General features: G+C 62.0%; 15 protein-coding genes. 3 read left to right on the top strand and 12 right to left on the bottom strand.

Annotated elements, in window-relative coordinates:
- Positions 1 to 20: 20 nt before the first annotated feature.
- The 7 genes from ACP15P_RS14260 to ACP15P_RS14230 form a co-directional block, all read right to left on the bottom strand.
- Positions 21 to 749: an SDR family oxidoreductase gene (locus ACP15P_RS14260; protein WP_424929146.1), complete on the bottom strand. Its 729-nt coding sequence runs from the start codon at positions 747 to 749 to the stop codon at positions 21 to 23.
- Positions 750 to 771: 22 nt separating this feature from the next.
- The gene (locus tag ACP15P_RS14255; protein ID WP_424929145.1) at positions 772 to 1,614 is read right to left on the bottom strand and encodes a carbohydrate ABC transporter permease; all 843 of its coding nucleotides are present in this window, start codon (positions 1,612 to 1,614) and stop codon (positions 772 to 774) included.
- A 5-nt stretch (positions 1,615 to 1,619) separates the two neighbouring features.
- Entirely contained in the window at positions 1,620 to 2,486 is an 867-nt protein-coding gene (locus tag ACP15P_RS14250) for a carbohydrate ABC transporter permease (RefSeq protein ID WP_424929144.1), read from the bottom strand.
- Between the two features lie 177 nt (positions 2,487 to 2,663).
- Positions 2,664 to 3,917, bottom strand: coding sequence for an ABC transporter substrate-binding protein (locus ACP15P_RS14245; RefSeq protein ID WP_424929143.1), 1,254 nt, complete (start codon positions 3,915 to 3,917; stop codon positions 2,664 to 2,666).
- Between the two features lie 315 nt (positions 3,918 to 4,232).
- On the bottom strand, positions 4,233 to 5,375 hold the full coding sequence (locus ACP15P_RS14240; protein WP_424929142.1) for an ABC transporter ATP-binding protein: 1,143 nt from the start codon (positions 5,373 to 5,375) through the stop codon (positions 4,233 to 4,235).
- 153 nt (positions 5,376 to 5,528) lie between these two features.
- Entirely contained in the window at positions 5,529 to 6,437 is a 909-nt protein-coding gene (locus ACP15P_RS14235; protein WP_424929141.1) for a PfkB family carbohydrate kinase, read from the bottom strand.
- A 15-nt stretch (positions 6,438 to 6,452) separates the two neighbouring features.
- On the bottom strand, positions 6,453 to 7,253 hold the full coding sequence (locus ACP15P_RS14230) for a beta/alpha barrel domain-containing protein (RefSeq protein ID WP_424929140.1): 801 nt from the start codon (positions 7,251 to 7,253) through the stop codon (positions 6,453 to 6,455).
- Positions 7,254 to 7,413: 160 nt separating this feature from the next.
- Here ACP15P_RS14230 and ACP15P_RS14225 point away from each other — a divergent pair, with 160 nt between their 5' ends.
- Positions 7,414 to 8,169: a DeoR/GlpR family DNA-binding transcription regulator gene (locus ACP15P_RS14225; RefSeq protein ID WP_424929139.1), complete on the top strand. Its 756-nt coding sequence runs from the start codon at positions 7,414 to 7,416 to the stop codon at positions 8,167 to 8,169.
- A gap of 3 nt (positions 8,170 to 8,172) precedes the next feature.
- Here the strand turns inward: ACP15P_RS14225 and ACP15P_RS14220 are convergent, their stop codons facing one another.
- Positions 8,173 to 9,000: a sugar phosphate isomerase/epimerase family protein gene (locus ACP15P_RS14220; protein WP_424929138.1), complete on the bottom strand. Its 828-nt coding sequence runs from the start codon at positions 8,998 to 9,000 to the stop codon at positions 8,173 to 8,175.
- A gap of 159 nt (positions 9,001 to 9,159) precedes the next feature.
- On the opposite strand from ACP15P_RS14220, the gene ACP15P_RS14215 reads away from it, so the two are divergent.
- On the top strand, positions 9,160 to 10,308 hold the full coding sequence (locus tag ACP15P_RS14215) for a Gfo/Idh/MocA family protein (RefSeq protein WP_424929137.1): 1,149 nt from the start codon (positions 9,160 to 9,162) through the stop codon (positions 10,306 to 10,308).
- Positions 10,305 to 11,246: an alpha/beta hydrolase gene (locus ACP15P_RS14210; RefSeq protein ID WP_424929136.1), complete on the top strand. Its 942-nt coding sequence runs from the start codon at positions 10,305 to 10,307 to the stop codon at positions 11,244 to 11,246. The genes ACP15P_RS14215 and ACP15P_RS14210 overlap by 4 nt, the downstream gene beginning before the upstream one ends.
- Here ACP15P_RS14210 and ACP15P_RS14205 read toward each other — a convergent pair.
- The 4 genes from ACP15P_RS14205 to ACP15P_RS14190 form a co-directional block, all read right to left on the bottom strand.
- Positions 11,234 to 12,274: a LacI family DNA-binding transcriptional regulator gene (locus tag ACP15P_RS14205; RefSeq protein WP_424929135.1), complete on the bottom strand. Its 1,041-nt coding sequence runs from the start codon at positions 12,272 to 12,274 to the stop codon at positions 11,234 to 11,236. The two genes, ACP15P_RS14210 and ACP15P_RS14205, sit on opposite strands and share 13 nt — an antisense overlap.
- A 174-nt stretch (positions 12,275 to 12,448) precedes the next feature.
- The gene (locus ACP15P_RS14200) at positions 12,449 to 13,492 is read right to left on the bottom strand and encodes a CapA family protein (RefSeq protein ID WP_424929134.1); all 1,044 of its coding nucleotides are present in this window, start codon (positions 13,490 to 13,492) and stop codon (positions 12,449 to 12,451) included.
- Between the two features lie 75 nt (positions 13,493 to 13,567).
- Positions 13,568 to 14,563, bottom strand: a complete 996-nt coding sequence (locus ACP15P_RS14195; protein ID WP_424929133.1) for a ParB/RepB/Spo0J family partition protein — start codon at positions 14,561 to 14,563, stop codon at positions 13,568 to 13,570.
- Positions 14,560 to 15,762 carry an AAA family ATPase gene (locus ACP15P_RS14190; protein ID WP_424929132.1) on the bottom strand — a complete coding sequence of 401 codons (1,203 nt, stop codon included), beginning with the start codon at positions 15,760 to 15,762 and terminating at the stop codon, positions 14,560 to 14,562. Before ACP15P_RS14190 ends, ACP15P_RS14195 begins: the two co-directional genes overlap by 4 nt.
- Between the last annotated feature and the right edge of the window lie 60 nt (positions 15,763 to 15,822).

Below are 15,822 nucleotides of genomic sequence, written 5' to 3'. Positions count from 1 at the left end.
CGGTGCGAAAAGCCTTACGATCAGACCGCGGTGAAACCACCGTCGATGGGGAGGGTGACGCCGGAGATCATGGAGGCGCCGTCGGAGAGCAGGAACACGATGGGGGCAGCGATTTCGTCCTCGGTGGCCCAGCGACCTAATGGCATGGTCTCGAGGAACGGGCCCTGGATCTCCGGGCGGCCCCAGTACCAGGCGGACATTGGTGTCATAACGACCGTCGGATTGACGCTGTTGACCCTGATGTTATGGGGGCCGAGTTCGAGCGCGGAAACGCGGGTGATGTTGTCGAGTGCGGCCTTGCTTGAGCCATAGGAGATATGCCCCTTCAGACCCACGAGCGAGGCCTGGCTGGAGACGTTGACGATGGCCCCTCCCCTCCCCAGACGGATCATGGACTGCGAGGCGTATTTGGTGACGAGAAGCGCGCCGCGGGCGTTGATGGAGATGACCCTGTCAAAGACGGAAATGTCGGTCTCCATTGGGGTCGCGATCTCACCGCCGAAGCCGCCGCAGTTCACGACACCGTAGAGGTCGAGACCTTCGAGAGCGTCGCGGATGCTGTCCTCGGATTCGAGGTCGAAAGGCAGCGTGCGGCAGCCGGTGTCCTTCGCCAGTTCGGCCAGGGCCTCCTCATTGCGGCCATTGGCGATGACATCCGCGCCCGCCGCGCGAAGCTGTCGCACGGTAGCCCCGCCAATGCCGCCGCTGGCGCCCGTGACGAGAATTGCGCCTCTGTCCAGTCCGTTCATGTGTTCCCCCGGAATGTTCTGTTTATTTGACGGCCCCGGCGGTCATGCCGGCCAGGAAGTATTTTTGTGCGAAGAGATAGACCAGCATCAGCGGCACGGAGCCCAACACGCTCATGGCCATCATCTCGTTCCATTCAAACGCGTGCTGGCCCATCAGCATCTGGATCCCGATTGGCACGGTGCGCATGTCGGATGATTTGGTCAGGGTCAGGGCGAAGAGGAACTCGTTCCAGCAGAGCAGGAAGGTATAGACTGAGGTGGCCACGATGCCCGGCAGCGAGACCGGCACGATAACACGCCAGAGGGCCGTCCAGCTTGAGCCGCCGTCCACCGCCACGGCCTCGTCGAGGTCGCGGGGCAGCGTGTTGAGGTAGCCGGTCATCAGCAGGATCGCATAGGGCAGCGTGAAGACCATATAGGTCAGGATCAATGCCCAGTAGGTGTCGAAGAGGCCGTAACTCACGACCATCCCGAAGAACGGGATCAAAAGCGTGATGGGCGGAATGGTCTGGGTGCTGATGATGATGGTGTTAAGGCTGTTCTTGCCGATGAAACGGAACCGGCTGAAGGCATAGGCGGAGAGCAGTGCGATGAAGACGGTCAGGCCGGTTACGGCGAAAGCGACCAGGTAGCTGTTGAAGAAGTAGCGCAGCTTTTGGCCGTCGGTGAAAATCGCAATGTAGGCCTCGACCGTGAACATCTTCGGCAGCACGGTCGGCGGCAGAGCGAAGATCTCGGTGTTGGATTTGAACGAACTGCTCAGCATCCAGAAGATCGGGAAGGTGGCAAACAGGAGACCGCCCAGAAGACCGGCATAAAGGCCCAGCGTCAGCAGTCTCTCTTTTCTGCGTTTGGATCGTCGCATGGGGGTTACCGTGCTTTCTGGTGTCGGATGTAGAAGAAGGTGAAGCAGAGCGAGATGATCAGGATGAGCACCGAGCTTGCCGCCGCCTGGGACATGTCGAACTGTGCGAAGGCAAGTTTATACGTATAGGTGCTGAGAACCTCGGTGGCATAGATCGGACCGCCACCGGTGGTCATCCAGATCAGCGGGAAGACATGCATGGTCCAGATGAAATCGAGCAGGGAAATGCTGATGATGATCGGCATGAGCTGCGGGATGGTGATGAAGGCGAGTTTCTGGATGCCGTTGGCGCCGTCAATGTCGGCGGCCTCATAGAGATCGCGGGGGATGCCCTGGAGGCCGGCAAGCAGGCTGACCATGAAGAGCGGATAGCCCGCCCAGATATTGGCCGCGGTGACCGCGTGCAGTGCCGTGGCCGGATTCGAGAACCATTCGATTTTGGTGTCGATGATGTTGAGCGTCATCAGCAGACTGTTCACCACGCCGTTGGGTTCAAGGATCAGTCGCCAGATCACGGCGATGATTACGGCGGTGAAGAGCCAGGGCAGGATATAGAGCACGCGCAGGACGCTGCGCAGTTTTGGATTGATGCGGTCGCTGTTGAGCATGAGCGCAAACGCGAGGCCGATGCTCATGTGGAAGACGACGCTCATGGCGGTGAAGTAGGCGGTGTGCCAGAGGGAGGCCCAGAAGATGGGATCACCCAGAACCGCGGCATAGTGTTTGAGGCCCGCGAAGGTGGTGTCGGGGCGCAGGATCGCGCTTTCCTGAAAGGAGTAGAGGATCACCGAGATCATCGGGACCATCATCAGCAGGGCCAGGAAAATCAGCGCCGGAGACAGATAGACATAGGGTATCAGTGACCGCGTCATTTTGCGGGAAACGCGTCTGGGGGCTGTTTGGGTCAGTGACAAGGCCTGGCCGCTCCGTGGTTGGTCAATGCGGCGATCCGCGCGGGATGCCGGTCTTTCCTGGGCTTGGATGAGGGGGTTGGAGGGCGACGCCGGATTTTCCGGTGCCGCCCTCCGGGTCCGCTGGGAGGACGGATCTTACTGTTCGAATTCCTGCATCCAGCTTGCCTGGGCAGCAGCGGCGGCCTCGGCCGGGGACTGCTGACCATCGAGCATCTTCTGGATCTCGACGCTGAACTGGCGCATCAGGTCTACAGCGACCGGAAGGCCGGTGAACTCATTGGCGAGGTAGCCTTCCTGGAAGATCTCAAACGCCTTGCCGAAGGCCGGGTCGGAGGTCACGAAGTCAGGCTTCGCGTTGACGTTGCCGGGGAAGGCGTTGGCGATGGAGACGAGGCGGGCGTTGACCTCCTCGGACATCATGTACTCGACGAACTTCCAGGCCTCTTCCTTATGCTCGGTGCTCTCGGAGATGCCGATGCCCCAGGAGGCGTAGGGCAGACCGCGGGCGCCGTCGTAACCCTCTACGACCGGGATGGCCGTGATCTCGAAGTTCAGGTCGGGGTTTCGGTCGCGGATGAGGTTCACGTGGGCGAGGGTGTCGACCATCATGCCGACGCGGCCGTTGACGAACTCCTCGACTTTTTCCTGCTCGGTCTTGGAGGAGATGCCCGGTGCGATGACGCCGGCCTCGTCCATGGACTTGATGTAGTCGAGTGCGGCGATGACCGCCTCGCCCTCAAGGTTGGGCGTGCCGCCGTCCATCATGCTTTCGCCGGAGGCCCAGACCCAGGAGAGGACGTCGTTCTGTACGCCGCTGGGGGACTGGAGCGAGAGCGGCAAGGTCCAGCCGTAGCGGTTTTCGTCCGCGTTGGTCATCTTCTGCGCGGCTTCCAGGAATTCTGCGCGGGTGGACGGCATTTCCGTGATGCCAACCTCGGCCGCCATATCCGTGTTGATGAAGATCGGATAGACGAAGGAAGCCAGGGGGAACATGACGCTCCTGCCGTCGACCTCGATGATGTCAGCCACCTGGTCACGGTCGAATTCTGCGGCGTCCATCAGCGGGCCCATGTCCGCGATGGCGTTCTGTTTGCTGAGGTCATTTACCCATGCGCCGTCGAGACCGACGATGTCGCTCAGTGTGCCGGTGGCGGCACCAATGGCGATCTGATCCCGGGTCGTGGCGTAGGGGCCGCTGTTGAGGGTGACGGTGATGCCGGGGTTGGCGGCCTGGAAATCATCGACGATGGAGCGGAGCGCGTTTTCGGGCAGCTCGGGCTCCCACCATTGCGTGAACTCCAGGCTCACGTCGGCCATGGCACCGGTTGCGCTCAAGAGAGTGATTGCGGTAGCGGATTTCAGGGCCACCATTGTTTTTTGAAGTTTCATTTCGGTTCCTCCCGTCAAGGTGTCGCGCCGGTTTTTCGGCTGCGTTGGTCAAGTAGGTTCTCTTTGCCGCTTTCTGTCAATAATAAGTTGTCACAAACAGCAATTTATTTTTACATTCTGTAAAAGTTTGACAGTCAAGTGTCTGAATTTCATACGTATTCCGATAGCCTCCACGTTGTTTTGGCACGGTGTTTCCGGCGGCTGGCGCTATCGTCCGATGCGGCCATCCGAAACCAGTCGAAACCCGGTGATTTACGCTGCAAACGACGATTCGCTGCGTCGAAAACCAGCCGGGAAATGTCGTCCCGCCCGCCGTTACACAGCCTCGTGGGTGCGGGGGTCAAAGAAGTGCAGGCGGCTGACGTCGATGCCCATGTCGATGGACATGCCGTGGGTGACGCTGCTGCGCGGTTCAAACCGGGCGACACCGTTTGAGGAGCCGCTGAGGTCCTCCACCGCATCGGGATCGCCGGAATCGACCGGGATCGCGTCGATGCTGAAGTGGAGCATGATTTCGGAGCCCAGTTCCTCGATGTTGAAAACCTGGGCCGGGATGGTCGGGAGTTTTCGGCCTGATTCAAGCGTGCTGTCGTAGAGATCCTCAGGGCGGATGCCGAAGACGATTTTGTCGCCCTCATACGCCTGAAGCCGTGCCATGCGGTCGGGGGCGACCTCGCCCAGGGGGATCTGGAAGCCGGAGAGGTGCAGAGCGCCGCCGCGCAGTTCGGCCTCGTAGAGGTTCATGGAGGGCGAGCCGATGAAGCCGGCGACGAAGGCGTTTGCGGGGTGTTCGTAGAGGCGTTTGGGGGCGTCGACCTGTTGCAGGACACCGCCCTTCATCACCGCGACGCGGTCGCCCATGGTCATGGCTTCGGTCTGGTCATGGGTGACGTAGATGGTGGTCACGCCAAGCTGCCGCTGGAGGCTGGCGATTTCGGCGCGCATCTGAACGCGGAGTTTGGCGTCCAGGTTCGACAGCGGCTCATCCATCAGGAAGGCGGACGGCTCGCGCACCATGGCGCGACCCATTGCGACCCTCTGTCGCTGGCCGCCGGAGAGATTGGCGGGGCGGCTGTCAAGATGGGGGGTCAGTTGCAGGATTTTGGCGATCTCGGCCACGCGGGCGTCGCGGTCGGGTTTTTTCCAGCCGGACAGGCGCATGGAGAAGCCGATGTTTTCGGCCACGGTCATGTGGGGGTAGAGCGCGTAACTCTGGAACACCATGGCGATGTCGCGTTCCTTGGGTGTCATGTCGATGACATCCACGCCGCCAATGGTCATGCTGCCACTGGAGACATCCTCCAGGCCCGCGATCATGCGCAGGGCGGTTGACTTGCCGCATCCGGAGGGGCCGACTAGGATCAGAAACTCTCCATCCTCAATGTCGAGATTCAGGTTGTTGATCGCCTGAAAGCTCCCGAAGGTTTTGCAGATATCCCTGAGAACGACGTTGGCCATCTTCCCCTCCCCTCTTTCGGTTCGCCTGGGCCGGACCTTCTGCCATCACGAGTCGGATGTGATGGGGGTCGACTTCCTGGCAGTCTTTTCCGTTGCAGTCATACTAGAGTCATTTTTACAGTGGGAAAAGTTTTATTTTACGTATTGTAATTTTTATCTGGACGAAACGTTCGGTTTTTCCGCCATCAGGCGCTCGACGGCGTCGCGTGTCGGCAGAGCCTCGCGCCCGCCGCGGCCCGTGACGGAGAGCGCGGCGGAGGCGGAGGCGAATCTGACGCAGTCCAGAATGTCGCGGCCCTCTGACAGGGCAACGGCATAGGCACCGTGGAAACAGTCTCCCGCCCCAGTGGTGTCGATGACCGGCGTTTTGAAAGCCGGGATGTGCTCACAGTCGGTGTGCCCGCGCCGAAGAACGAAAGATCCGGCCTCCCCATCCGTCAGGACGACCGCGGTACGGTCGGAGGTCCAAAACGCGCTGGCGATTTCGGCAGGCGTATCGCAGCCGGTGTGCTGGCGGGCATAGCCCATGGGCAGGACAAGGTGATCGGCCAGATCGAGCAGGCGGTCGGTGCCGGAAGGCGCGGTCCATTCGATATCCGCGACAATGGGCAGGCCAAGGTGGCTCGCGCGAGCCACGACATCGAGGGAGGACACCGCATAGCCGTCGATGAGCAGCACACTCGCGGCCCGCAACAGATCATCAGACAGGTCCGGAGTGGTGCCGGTCATGACGTCGTCGTCATAGGCGATGAAGCGTTCGCCATCCGGTGCGACCGTAATGGTCGACTGGACGGCGGTGGCGTCGGGGTGTTTGGGGGCGTGAGAGATGTCCACGCCATTCGCAAGCAGGTCGCGGGAGGATGGATCCTGTTTGGTGTCGGAATTGAGCCAGCCGACGAACCCGGCCGACGCGCCAAGGCGGGCGGCGGTGACAAGCGCGGTCGCCACGTTGCCGCCATGGGCCGTGATCCGGCGGGTCACCCGCCCCTTGCCCGAGGACAGGGGCTGATCGACATAGATCACGTGATCCATTGAGATGGCGCCGAAACCCAGGATGTCCATCGTCCCGCTCACCGGTCAGGCGCCCGCGCGGGCCAGGGCATCCTCGCCGCTCAGGCCATCGTGGATGACGCCCTTGAAAGCCAGGGCCGCTTTGGTCGGATCGCCGTGCCCCCAAAGGTTGCGGCCGACCACGGCTCCACGTGCACCGGCGCGCATCGCGTCGGAGGTCTGCTGTAATGCGCCCAGCAGCGTGTCGGTTTTCGGGCCACCGGCGATGACGAGCGGGATGGGACAGGTGGCGACGGTTTCCTGGAAGCTGTCGAAGTCACCGGTGTAACCTACCTTGACCACGTCCACACCGCTCTCGTAGCCGATACGAACGGCGTAGGCGATCTCCTCGGGCGTGAAGACGATCTCGGGGCCGTTGGTGAAGATGCGGGGATAAACATGGGCGATCACCGGCATGCCGTAGCGGGCGGCGGCATTCACGGAATCGGTCAGCCAACGGATGTATTGGCCTTCCGTGTTGCCGCGGACCGGGATGGCGACGGCCAGGGCATCGGCCCCGGCACGGACGGCATCCTCGGGGGTGGCAATCAGTTGGCTGATGCGGTCGTCCGGTGTGAAGCAGCCGGCCTGAATGACCAGGGAGGCCTTGCCGACATACTTCGGCCAGAGGTGACGCGCTGCGCCGGGCTGAATGCTCACATAGTCGGGCTCGCCGGCCATGACACGGTCAAGCGCGCCCGGCAGGTCGGCGAGACCACCCTTCCGCACGTCGCCATATCCCACGAAGTGGTCAACGGCACCGCCGAACAGGTTTCCGGACGGGTGCGAGAACAGGCGGGACAGTCGGACCTGGGTTCCTAGGGTCATTATTCTGGCTTTCTCCAAAAGCTGTGTTGGTCAGATGAAAACTGGCTAAACGAAAGCCAAACGAAAAGATATCTTTTGTTTTCTTTCGAAACTGATTAGTTTGGGCGCTGGCTTGGGAACAATCACAAAAATTCCAAATCGGGAGGCGACGGAGGCGATCATGTTTGCAGAGGAAAGACGTCAGCAGATTGTCGATCTGCTGCGCAGTGCGGGACAGGTCCGGACGCGGGAGCTTTCGGAACGGTTCGGGGTATCGGAAGTAACGATTCGCACAGACCTGGACAATCTGGACGACCGCGAGCTGCTGAAGAAAACCCATGGCGGTGCAATTGCCCTGCCCCAGAGCGCGCCCGATGCGGCGTTTGACAGGCGCATGCAGTCCAATGCCGATGCGAAACACCGGATCGGGCGGATGGCGGCGCAGCAGCTGGTGAACAGCCAGTCGGTGATTTTCGACAGCGGCTCGACCACGATGCACATCGCCATGCACATGCCGCAACTGCGCCACGTGATGGTGGCAACCCCGGCCATGAACATCGCGCAGATGCTGATGGACCGACCAGGGCTCGATGTTCACATGCTGGGGGGGCGGGTGGATGCGAGCACGGTCAGCACCCTGGTCGGGCCGCAGCAGATGGACGGGCTTTTGGCGCATCAGGTGTTCATGGCGGCCCATGCAATCGATTCCTCCTTTGACATTGTGGACCAGAGCGAGGATGTGGCCCGGAGCAAACGCAACCTGATGCAGATGGCGCGGCGGGTGGTTCTGGTGGTGGATTCCACAAAGTGGGACGTGGGCGGACCGTCGAAGGCTTTTCCGCTGTCACGGGTGGATCTGGTGATTACCGACAGCGGGCTTCCGGCACCGATTCGCAAGCGGCTTCGGGACCGGAATATCGACGTGCTGTTCGCCTAGGCGTCAGGCTTCCACGGAACGCAGGGCCATCATGCGCCCAAAGTTGGTTTTCACGGCGGCGGAGGGGTCTTTGCCCGCCTCCTCCGATTCCTCCTCGACCACGATCCATCCGTTGAAGTTGGGGGCGGTCAGGGCGGAGTTAATGACCGCGTTTACGTCGCAGACACCGTCGCAGAGCATGGCCCAGTCGCCGGACGCGTCCACGTCCTTCAGGTGAACATAGCGAATGCGGTCGGCGTAGGTGGCCATCACGTCCATGATGTCCTGGTTGCCGCGCAGGATGTGGCCGGTATCAGGCACCCACCCTACCCCGCCGTCGAGACGTGCGAAGATCTGGTCGTAGTCATTTCGGTCGAAGAGAAGCGTATTGTGATGGGATGAGGGGTGCAGAGCGACGGTGACGCCAAGGCTTTTGCCCAGTTCGGTTGAGCGGTTGTAGATGTCTGCCGCAACGTTAAATTTCGCGGAGCGGTCGCCGGGGGACATGACGGTGGCGGAGCCCATGGAGATCAGGGCGCCGGGGAAATGCGCGGCAAATCCGGCCCAGCGGCGGCAGGCCTCCAGGTCGGCTTCGGCCTGGTCGGGCTCGGTGAATCCACCGTCGGAGCCGTAGGCGAAGGAGACGAGCGACAGACCCGCATCGTCCAGGCGTTTGGCAAAGTCTGCCGGGCGTGAGGCGTAGTCACCGATCATGGTATCGGTGATCTCAATACCCTGATAGCCCGCATCGGCGATAGCCTGCACAAGATCGTCGGCGGTGCCGGTCCAGGCGTCGCCGAGCATTTCCCAGGTAAAGGTCTGACATCCGTATTTCAGGCTGCGTTCGTTCATGACTGATCCTCCCGTGCGGCGGCCCTCCATTGTTCGGGGCCGGCATAAACACTTTGCAATTTTACATAATGTAAGATTATTTATTCCATACAGTCAATTTTTAAGAACCGGAATTGAAAGTTCCGGTTCACAATAACAACGGGGGGACGGTCCAGAACCATGACCGGGACATCAGGTGACAGGCTTCGCATCGGCGTGGTCGGGTGCGGCAGCATCTCCGAGGCCTATATGCGTAATGCGGCACTCTTCATCGGGGTGGAGGTGGTCGCGTGTGCAGATCTCAACCCCACCACCGCCTCAAAACGGGCCGCGGAATTTGGGGTTACGGCGATGGAGGTCGATGACCTGCTCGCCGCGCCGGGGGTCGACCTGGTTTTGAACCTGACCGTGCCGGCCGCGCATTTCGACGTGACCATGCGGGCGCTCGCGGAGAACAAGCATGTCTTCACGGAGAAGCCGCTGAGTGACACCGCCGCCGGCGGACGGGCCATCTTGGCGGAGGCCAACAAACGCGGTCTGACGGTGGGCTCCGCGCCGGATACGTTCATGGGGGCCGCGGGTCGGACCGCGCGGCGACTGATTGAGGAAGGCGCGATCGGCAGGCCGGTGATCGGCACGGCGTTCATGATGGGCCGTGGCATGGAGCACTGGCATCCCGACCCGTCGTTCTATTACCAACCGGGTGGTGGCCCGGTTCTGGATATGGGGCCGTATTACCTGACGATGATGGTCAACCTGATGGGGCCGGTCTCGCGGGTGCATGCGGTGTCGACCAGTGGTCAGACCGAGCGGCTGATCACGGCGCAGGGGCCGAAACAGGGAACAACATTTCCGGTGGAAACGCCGACCAGCGTACTGTCCCTGCTGGAATTTGCCTGTGGGGCGAAGGTGACTTTTGGGGCGTCCTGGGACGTGTTCCGGCATACGCCGCCACCGATTGAACTGCACGGCACGGAGGGCTCCCTGCGTCTGCCCGATCCGGACAATTTCAGCGGTGTGATTGGCCTGTCGCGGGCTGGTGCGCCGTGGGAGGACACCGACACCGCGCGGTTCACGTTTGGCGGGTTTAACTGGCCTACGGTCAACCCGGACCGGGCGAATTACCGGATGGTGGGGCTCGCCGACATGGCGCGGGCTTTGCGCGAGGGGACACGGCCAAGGGCCTCGGCCGGGCTGGCGCTGCATGTTCTGGAGGTGCTGGAAGCGGTTCTGACAGCCGGTGGCACCGGACGGGCGGTGGATGTGGCACCGGTGGACTGTCAGCCTGAGGCGCTGACGGAAGAAGACGCGAAAGCACTGCTGCAATGAGCGGGCTGGACGCATCCGCCGCTGCCCATCTGGCGCGGATGGCGGAGGTCGGGCTGCCGCCGCTGACCGACCTGTCGGCGGTGGAGGCGCGCCGACGGTTCGCGGAGGGCTACGCGGCGGATCAAAGCCCGCATGTGGCCGTTGCGGCGCGGTTCGAGATCACGGTGGGTGAGGTCCAGGTAATGGGATGGCGCGGCATTGGTGCGCCTTCCAGCGGTGCGCCCGCGCTGATGTACCTGCATGGCGGCGGGTGGCTGTTCGGGTCGCCGGAGTCCCATGAGGGGATCTGTCGGCAGATTGCCAATCTGGCCAAGGCGGTGGTCATTGCGCCCGATTACGGGCTGTCGCCGGAAGCCCCCTTCCCTGCCGGGCTGAATGACTGTGCGGCGGTCCTGCGCCATATCGCGGGGGCCGCGCGGGAATTTGGTGTTGACCAGCAGCGTATTGCAGTTGGCGGCGACAGTGCGGGCGGGAACCTGGCGGCGGTGCTGGCTCTGATGGCGCGGGACGGGGACGTGCCTCCGCTTGCGGCGCAGCTGCTGATTTATCCGAATACGGATCAGGGCCAGACAGCAGACAGTTTCCGGAGGTATGGTCATGGGTTTGGGCTCTCGGCTGCGGAGATGGCATGGTTTCGGGATCATTACCTGCACGGGCCGGAGCAGTTTGACGACTGGAGGGCGTCACCGCTGCGCGCGAAGTCGCTGGACGAGGTGGCACCGGCTGCGGTGGTTTTGGCGGGGCATGACATCCTGCATGACGAGGGAGCGGCCTATGCGGCGCGACTGGAGCGCGAGAGTCGCGCCGTAACACGCACATGGCCCGGACAGATCCACGGGTTCGTCTCCATGGACAGGCGCATTCCTGAGGCTTCTGAGGCGCTCAAATGGCTGTGCAGTGCCTGGGCGTGGCTGGAGGCCGCGGATCAGGCGGACTGACGCATCATCAGTTTGGAATCGATGATGATCCGCTGGGGCGGTGTTTCGCGGCCAAGCGCGGCGTCATCCATGCGCTTCATAAGGAGTTGCACGGTGCGGTCGGCGATCTCGTCCGTGTCCTGCGCCATGGTGGTGAGCGGTGGCCAGATGTAGCGGCTCATGGGATGGTCATCGTGCCCGGCGACACGGATGTCGGCCCCGGGATCGCGGCCCACCTTGAGCCCGGCCTCACCGGCGGCGGCCATGACACCGAAGGCAAACCGGTCATTGGCACAGAGCAGCGTGCGACCTGGAAGGCCGCCCTTTTCCGCCAGAAGCAGTTTCATGCGGTCATAGCCCAGCCGCTCAAAATCCCAGGACCGTGGCAGGTTGCAGTCGATGACCATCGGCTCCACACCCTCGCTGCACATGGCGGCGCGGTAACCGTTCTGGCGGATCTGGGCGTTGTCGGTGAGGTGTGTGCTTTCGAGCAGGATGGGCGGCTCGCCGGAGCGGCAGAGATACTGCACCATCGCCGTAACACTCTGGGTGTGGTCATTGCCCACGAAAGGCACGTCGTCCCCCAGCGACACGTCGAAGCTGACCATGGGAACGGAGTCGCGCAGGCGATCGAACACGCCGGGCTTGGAGGTGGCCCCGAGCGGTGAGACGATGACGCCCTGGACCTTGAATTCCAGCATGCTGCGCACCGCTTCCTCCTCCAGTTCGGGGAGGGTGTGGCAGGAGATCTGGATCGGCCAGAAGCCCTGGTCGCGCAGGTTGAGTTCAATGCGGGCGAGGAACTTGCTGAAGAACGGGTCGTACATGGTCGGGATGATGATCCCGATATTGCGGACCCGTTTGCTGTTGAGGTGGCGGGCGAAGGAGTTGGGCTCAAAATCGGATTTTTTGAGAACCGCCTCAATCCGGTTACGGGTGGATTCCTTCACGTTCAGAGGGTCGGCGAAGTACTTGGCAAGTGTGGGCCGGGACACGCCACAGGCGGCGGCAAACTCCTCCATCGTACGATAGGATTTCTTCGCAGCCATCAGGTGTCTTCGCCTTCGCAGGGCGGTTTCCGGGCCGGGGAAAAAAGGGAATTTCGTGAAATCATGAGACGCTTTACAAATTTTTCAAATTTTCCATTTGGAAACATTAGATGCCTGTTGCGATAAATTCCAGCATTTAAATCTCCCCGGGCTTTTGGCCGGGGCTCCCCTGCCCTAGATGTCGCGCCGGACTTTTTTGAAGCCCATGAGAAGGTGATGGCGCAGGGAGGTCCAACGGTCGCGGCAGAGGTTTGCGACGCGGGCATCGGGGTCGGTGTAGATCGGCAGGAGTTTTTTCTTTTGGCGGTTGGCGCGGAACCAGTCGAGGTAGTCGGCATGGCTCGCTCCGGCATAGGGGGCGTGGGCGGTCATGTCGGCGGTTGGAGAGAGGGTCTCGGAGCCCGTGGCACGGATGGTGTGTTGCTCACGCTCATACGCGAAGCGGTGGAGGCGCGCGGGGGCGTCGAGGTGCCATTCGAGGGCGACCTGGTTCAGGGTGTCGTCGGGGTAACTGAGGCGACCGTCGAAGAACACGCCCTGGGGCAGCCACCAGTTGCCGAGGCTCCAGGCGATCAGGCGGCCGAGGTGATACTCGAAACCGCCGACGCAATGGGGATGGTGGCCAATGATGAGGTCCGCACCGGCCTCGATCATTGCGAAGGCGAGACGACGATGCGCGGGCTGGGGATGGGGTTCCAGTTCGTAGTTCCAGTGCAGCATGGGGACAATCACGGCGCGAGGGTTTTGGGCCCGCAACCCGGTGATGCGGGCGACCAGTGCGCGTGGATCGAGCGGGCAGGTGCCGGGTGTGTTGCGGCCGGCAGGAGTGCACCGGATTGTGCACCAGCCGGCGTTGAGGAAGATCCAGTCATGGCCCTGGTGGCAAACGTGGAGCGGTGCGGAGGCGTCGGTGAGGTTTGCCCCTGCCCCGACGGTTGGGATGCCCTCGCGGGCAAGGATATCCTGGGTGTTTGCGACGCCGTTTGGCAGGTCGTGGATGTGGTTGTTGGCGAGTGCCGCGACTTTGGTATTGATGGATTTCAGGGTCGGCAGAACGGATGTGTGGTTGAAGAGAACGCGGCTGTTCAGATGGTCCGTGGTATCCGTCAGAGGCCCCTCAAGGTTGAGAACGGTGCCGTCCGACGCCGCGAGAGACTGGAGCGCGGCCCAGTCAGGCGGTGTTTTAAATGGGTGGGCGACGTCTCCGAGGAACAGCATGGTTTTGACACACCCCGTATTTCACTTAAATATTTGCTTTTAAACAGTAAATCGTGTTTCTTGCCAATTGGCAATCTATTTGAACCGGTCATTAAGAAAAGCCTGGAACGCGGATTCAAGATCCTCGCGGCTGGCGCTGCCGGGAAACTCAAGGACGACCGCCCTGCCCCGGGTTTTGGCGGTGATAACCGCGTCCCCGGATTTGGCCGCGAACTTCTTCGCAGCGGGCCTCGCGGCAGGTTTTGCGGTCACCGCGGCTTTGAGGATTGAGACCACCCTGACCGGGTCGACCGGCGCCTCGCGCCCTGCCCTCGCGCCCTCCTGAAGCTCGCGCAGACGTGCGGCCTCGGCGAAGACCTTTTTGCGGTCGGCGGGCTTCAGGATGATCTGGTTCAGGGTGCGTGCGTGCAACTCGCGGATGTCGGTTTTCAGGTGAAACGCATCGACGATCTCAGCGGGCAGCTTCGCCAGGCCGAGGTAGCGCGAGAGCCAGGTTTCACTGACCTCGAGCCGCTGCGCCATGGTCTTCTGTTTGCCGTCGTAATAGAGCTTTATGGCCTTGGCGTAATCGATGGCGCGCTCGTAATCGGAGATGTCCTCCCGGTCGCGGTTCTCGATATCCGCGAGGCGAAACGCCTCCTCGTCGGACATGTCGCGCACGTCGACCAGGTAGCGGAACTGCGGGTAGTTGTTGCGACGGAGCCAGGAGACGGCGAAGTGCCGCCGGGCGCCGCAGATGACCTCGTAGGCATGCGGGCCGTCATCGTTGAGACGGCGCACGATGGCGGGAAATTCCTGCCGCCCCTGCGACCGGATCCCGTCGATCAGCTCACGGCAGTTGTCCTCGGTCAGAAGGTCGTAGTCGCGGTTGTGGCGGTCCCACATACGGCATTCGGCCGGGTCGACCCAGTGCAGGGTTTTCTCCTCCAGCTCGCCGGACATGCGTTCGCTGATGGCGGTCCCGCGTTTGAGAAACCGGGTGCCGGAGCCGTCTTTGGCGGAGCGTTTTTCGCGGGTGTCGCCAAGGCCGCTCAACACGGCATCGAATACGGCGTCGTGACGTTTGCTCACAGGATACCTTCCTTTCTCAGATCGGTATGGTGACTGGGCCAGGTCTTGCGCACAAGGATTTCGACCTCGCGGCCGACCGCGTCGAGATAAGCCCGGCAGCGTTTGTGGGTATCGCTGCGCGTGGATGGGCCGGTGATCTCGTAGACGGTTTGCAGATTGGCGGTGGCGTTGTCGATTTCGGCGCTGTCCTTTAGGACGGATTGCATCATGTCTTCCGGGAATACGGCGTCCATCATGCGCTTGATGGCTACATGAGCGGACTTGTTGTCGTTCATTTTGGTGGCCAGGATTTTGACGAAGGCATAGGAACGCTCGCCACCGGCCTCGGCCAGCTCACCGAGTGTGGCCGACATCATTTTGAGGAAGTGCGCGGTTGAGCCGAAGTCGATATTGTTCGGTGGCGCCGGGATCAGCAGAGCGTTAGCGGCGCGCAGAACCGACAGGGAAATCATTCCAAGCGCGGGCGGTGGATCGAGCAGGATGATGTCGAAACGGTCCTTGATGCTCTCGATGCCCATGCGCAGGCGGTCGAGGACGAAACTGTCCTCGCGGACCATGCGGGCGGCGAATTCGTACTCGGCGTCATAGAGGCCGAGGTTGGCGGGGATCAGCGCGATCCCGGGCCAGTAGGTGGCGCGCAAAGCGTAGTTGAGGCTGGTCGGGCCGCCGTGGCGGAAGAACGGGTAGAGCGTGTCCTCGTCCTCATCCACGTCCACATCCGGGTTGAGGCCGAAGATGGAGGTGGTTGATGCCTGGCTGTCGCAGTCGACGATGCAGACCCGGTAGCCGCGCAGTGCGAAATACTGGGCGAGGTGACAGACGACCGTGGATTTGCCGACGCCGCCCTTGAAGTTCTGGACGGCGAGAACCATGGCCTCGTCGCTGTCGTCCCGGAACGGAAGGGTGCCGAATACGTGCCGCATGTTGTTGATCTGGGTAAGGTTGTAGCCGTTGCGACGGCCGGTGACCGGGTCCTTTTCCGGTTCCGGGAGGCGTCCGTCGGCTTCGGCGTCGCGGATCAGCTTCTCGGAGCGGCCGATCATGTTGGCGGCGGTTTTGACGTTGAAGGTCAGTTCGAGACGTTTCTGAACTCCGGGGGAATAAACCCGGTCGCGCAGGCGTTCCATGACGGTGCTGGCACGGTCCGCGAGGATGTCCAGTTTGTCCAGATTTACTTCCGGAAACGGGGCAGGGGTCATATGGTCCTCATGAATACCTTACGCGAATCATAGTGCCCGCGCGGGTTGTCGCAAGTTCGA

Origin of the sequence: Amaricoccus tamworthensis, assembly GCF_049800875.1 — a bacterium.
Taxonomy (GTDB): domain Bacteria; phylum Pseudomonadota; class Alphaproteobacteria; order Rhodobacterales; family Rhodobacteraceae; genus Amaricoccus; species Amaricoccus tamworthensis.
The sequence above is the reverse complement of the archived record's forward strand: the minus strand, read 5'-3'. Positions and strand labels throughout refer to the sequence as shown.

Bases quoted from the DNA above. Each gene is read 5' to 3' on its own strand.
- ACP15P_RS14225 (WP_424929139.1), top strand. From the start codon at position 7,414: ATGTTTGCAGAGGAAAGACGTCAGCAGATTGTCGATCTGCTGCGCAGT.
- ACP15P_RS14260 (WP_424929146.1), bottom strand. From the start codon at position 749: ATGAACGGACTGGACAGAGGCGCAATTCTCGTCACGGGCGCCAGCGGC.
- ACP15P_RS14205 (WP_424929135.1), bottom strand. From the start codon at position 12,274: ATGGCTGCGAAGAAATCCTATCGTACGATGGAGGAGTTTGCCGCCGCC.
- ACP15P_RS14215 (WP_424929137.1), top strand. From the start codon at position 9,160: ATGACCGGGACATCAGGTGACAGGCTTCGCATCGGCGTGGTCGGGTGC.
- ACP15P_RS14250 (WP_424929144.1), bottom strand. From the start codon at position 2,486: ATGACGCGGTCACTGATACCCTATGTCTATCTGTCTCCGGCGCTGATT.
- ACP15P_RS14210 (WP_424929136.1), top strand. From the start codon at position 10,305: ATGAGCGGGCTGGACGCATCCGCCGCTGCCCATCTGGCGCGGATGGCG.
- ACP15P_RS14245 (WP_424929143.1), bottom strand. From the start codon at position 3,917: ATGAAACTTCAAAAAACAATGGTGGCCCTGAAATCCGCTACCGCAATC.
- ACP15P_RS14255 (WP_424929145.1), bottom strand. From the start codon at position 1,614: ATGCGACGATCCAAACGCAGAAAAGAGAGACTGCTGACGCTGGGCCTT.
- ACP15P_RS14235 (WP_424929141.1), bottom strand. From the start codon at position 6,437: ATGGACATCCTGGGTTTCGGCGCCATCTCAATGGATCACGTGATCTAT.
- ACP15P_RS14240 (WP_424929142.1), bottom strand. From the start codon at position 5,375: ATGGCCAACGTCGTTCTCAGGGATATCTGCAAAACCTTCGGGAGCTTT.
- ACP15P_RS14230 (WP_424929140.1), bottom strand. From the start codon at position 7,253: ATGACCCTAGGAACCCAGGTCCGACTGTCCCGCCTGTTCTCGCACCCG.
- ACP15P_RS14190 (WP_424929132.1), bottom strand. From the start codon at position 15,762: ATGACCCCTGCCCCGTTTCCGGAAGTAAATCTGGACAAACTGGACATC.
- ACP15P_RS14220 (WP_424929138.1), bottom strand. From the start codon at position 9,000: ATGAACGAACGCAGCCTGAAATACGGATGTCAGACCTTTACCTGGGAA.
- ACP15P_RS14200 (WP_424929134.1), bottom strand. From the start codon at position 13,492: ATGCTGTTCCTCGGAGACGTCGCCCACCCATTTAAAACACCGCCTGAC.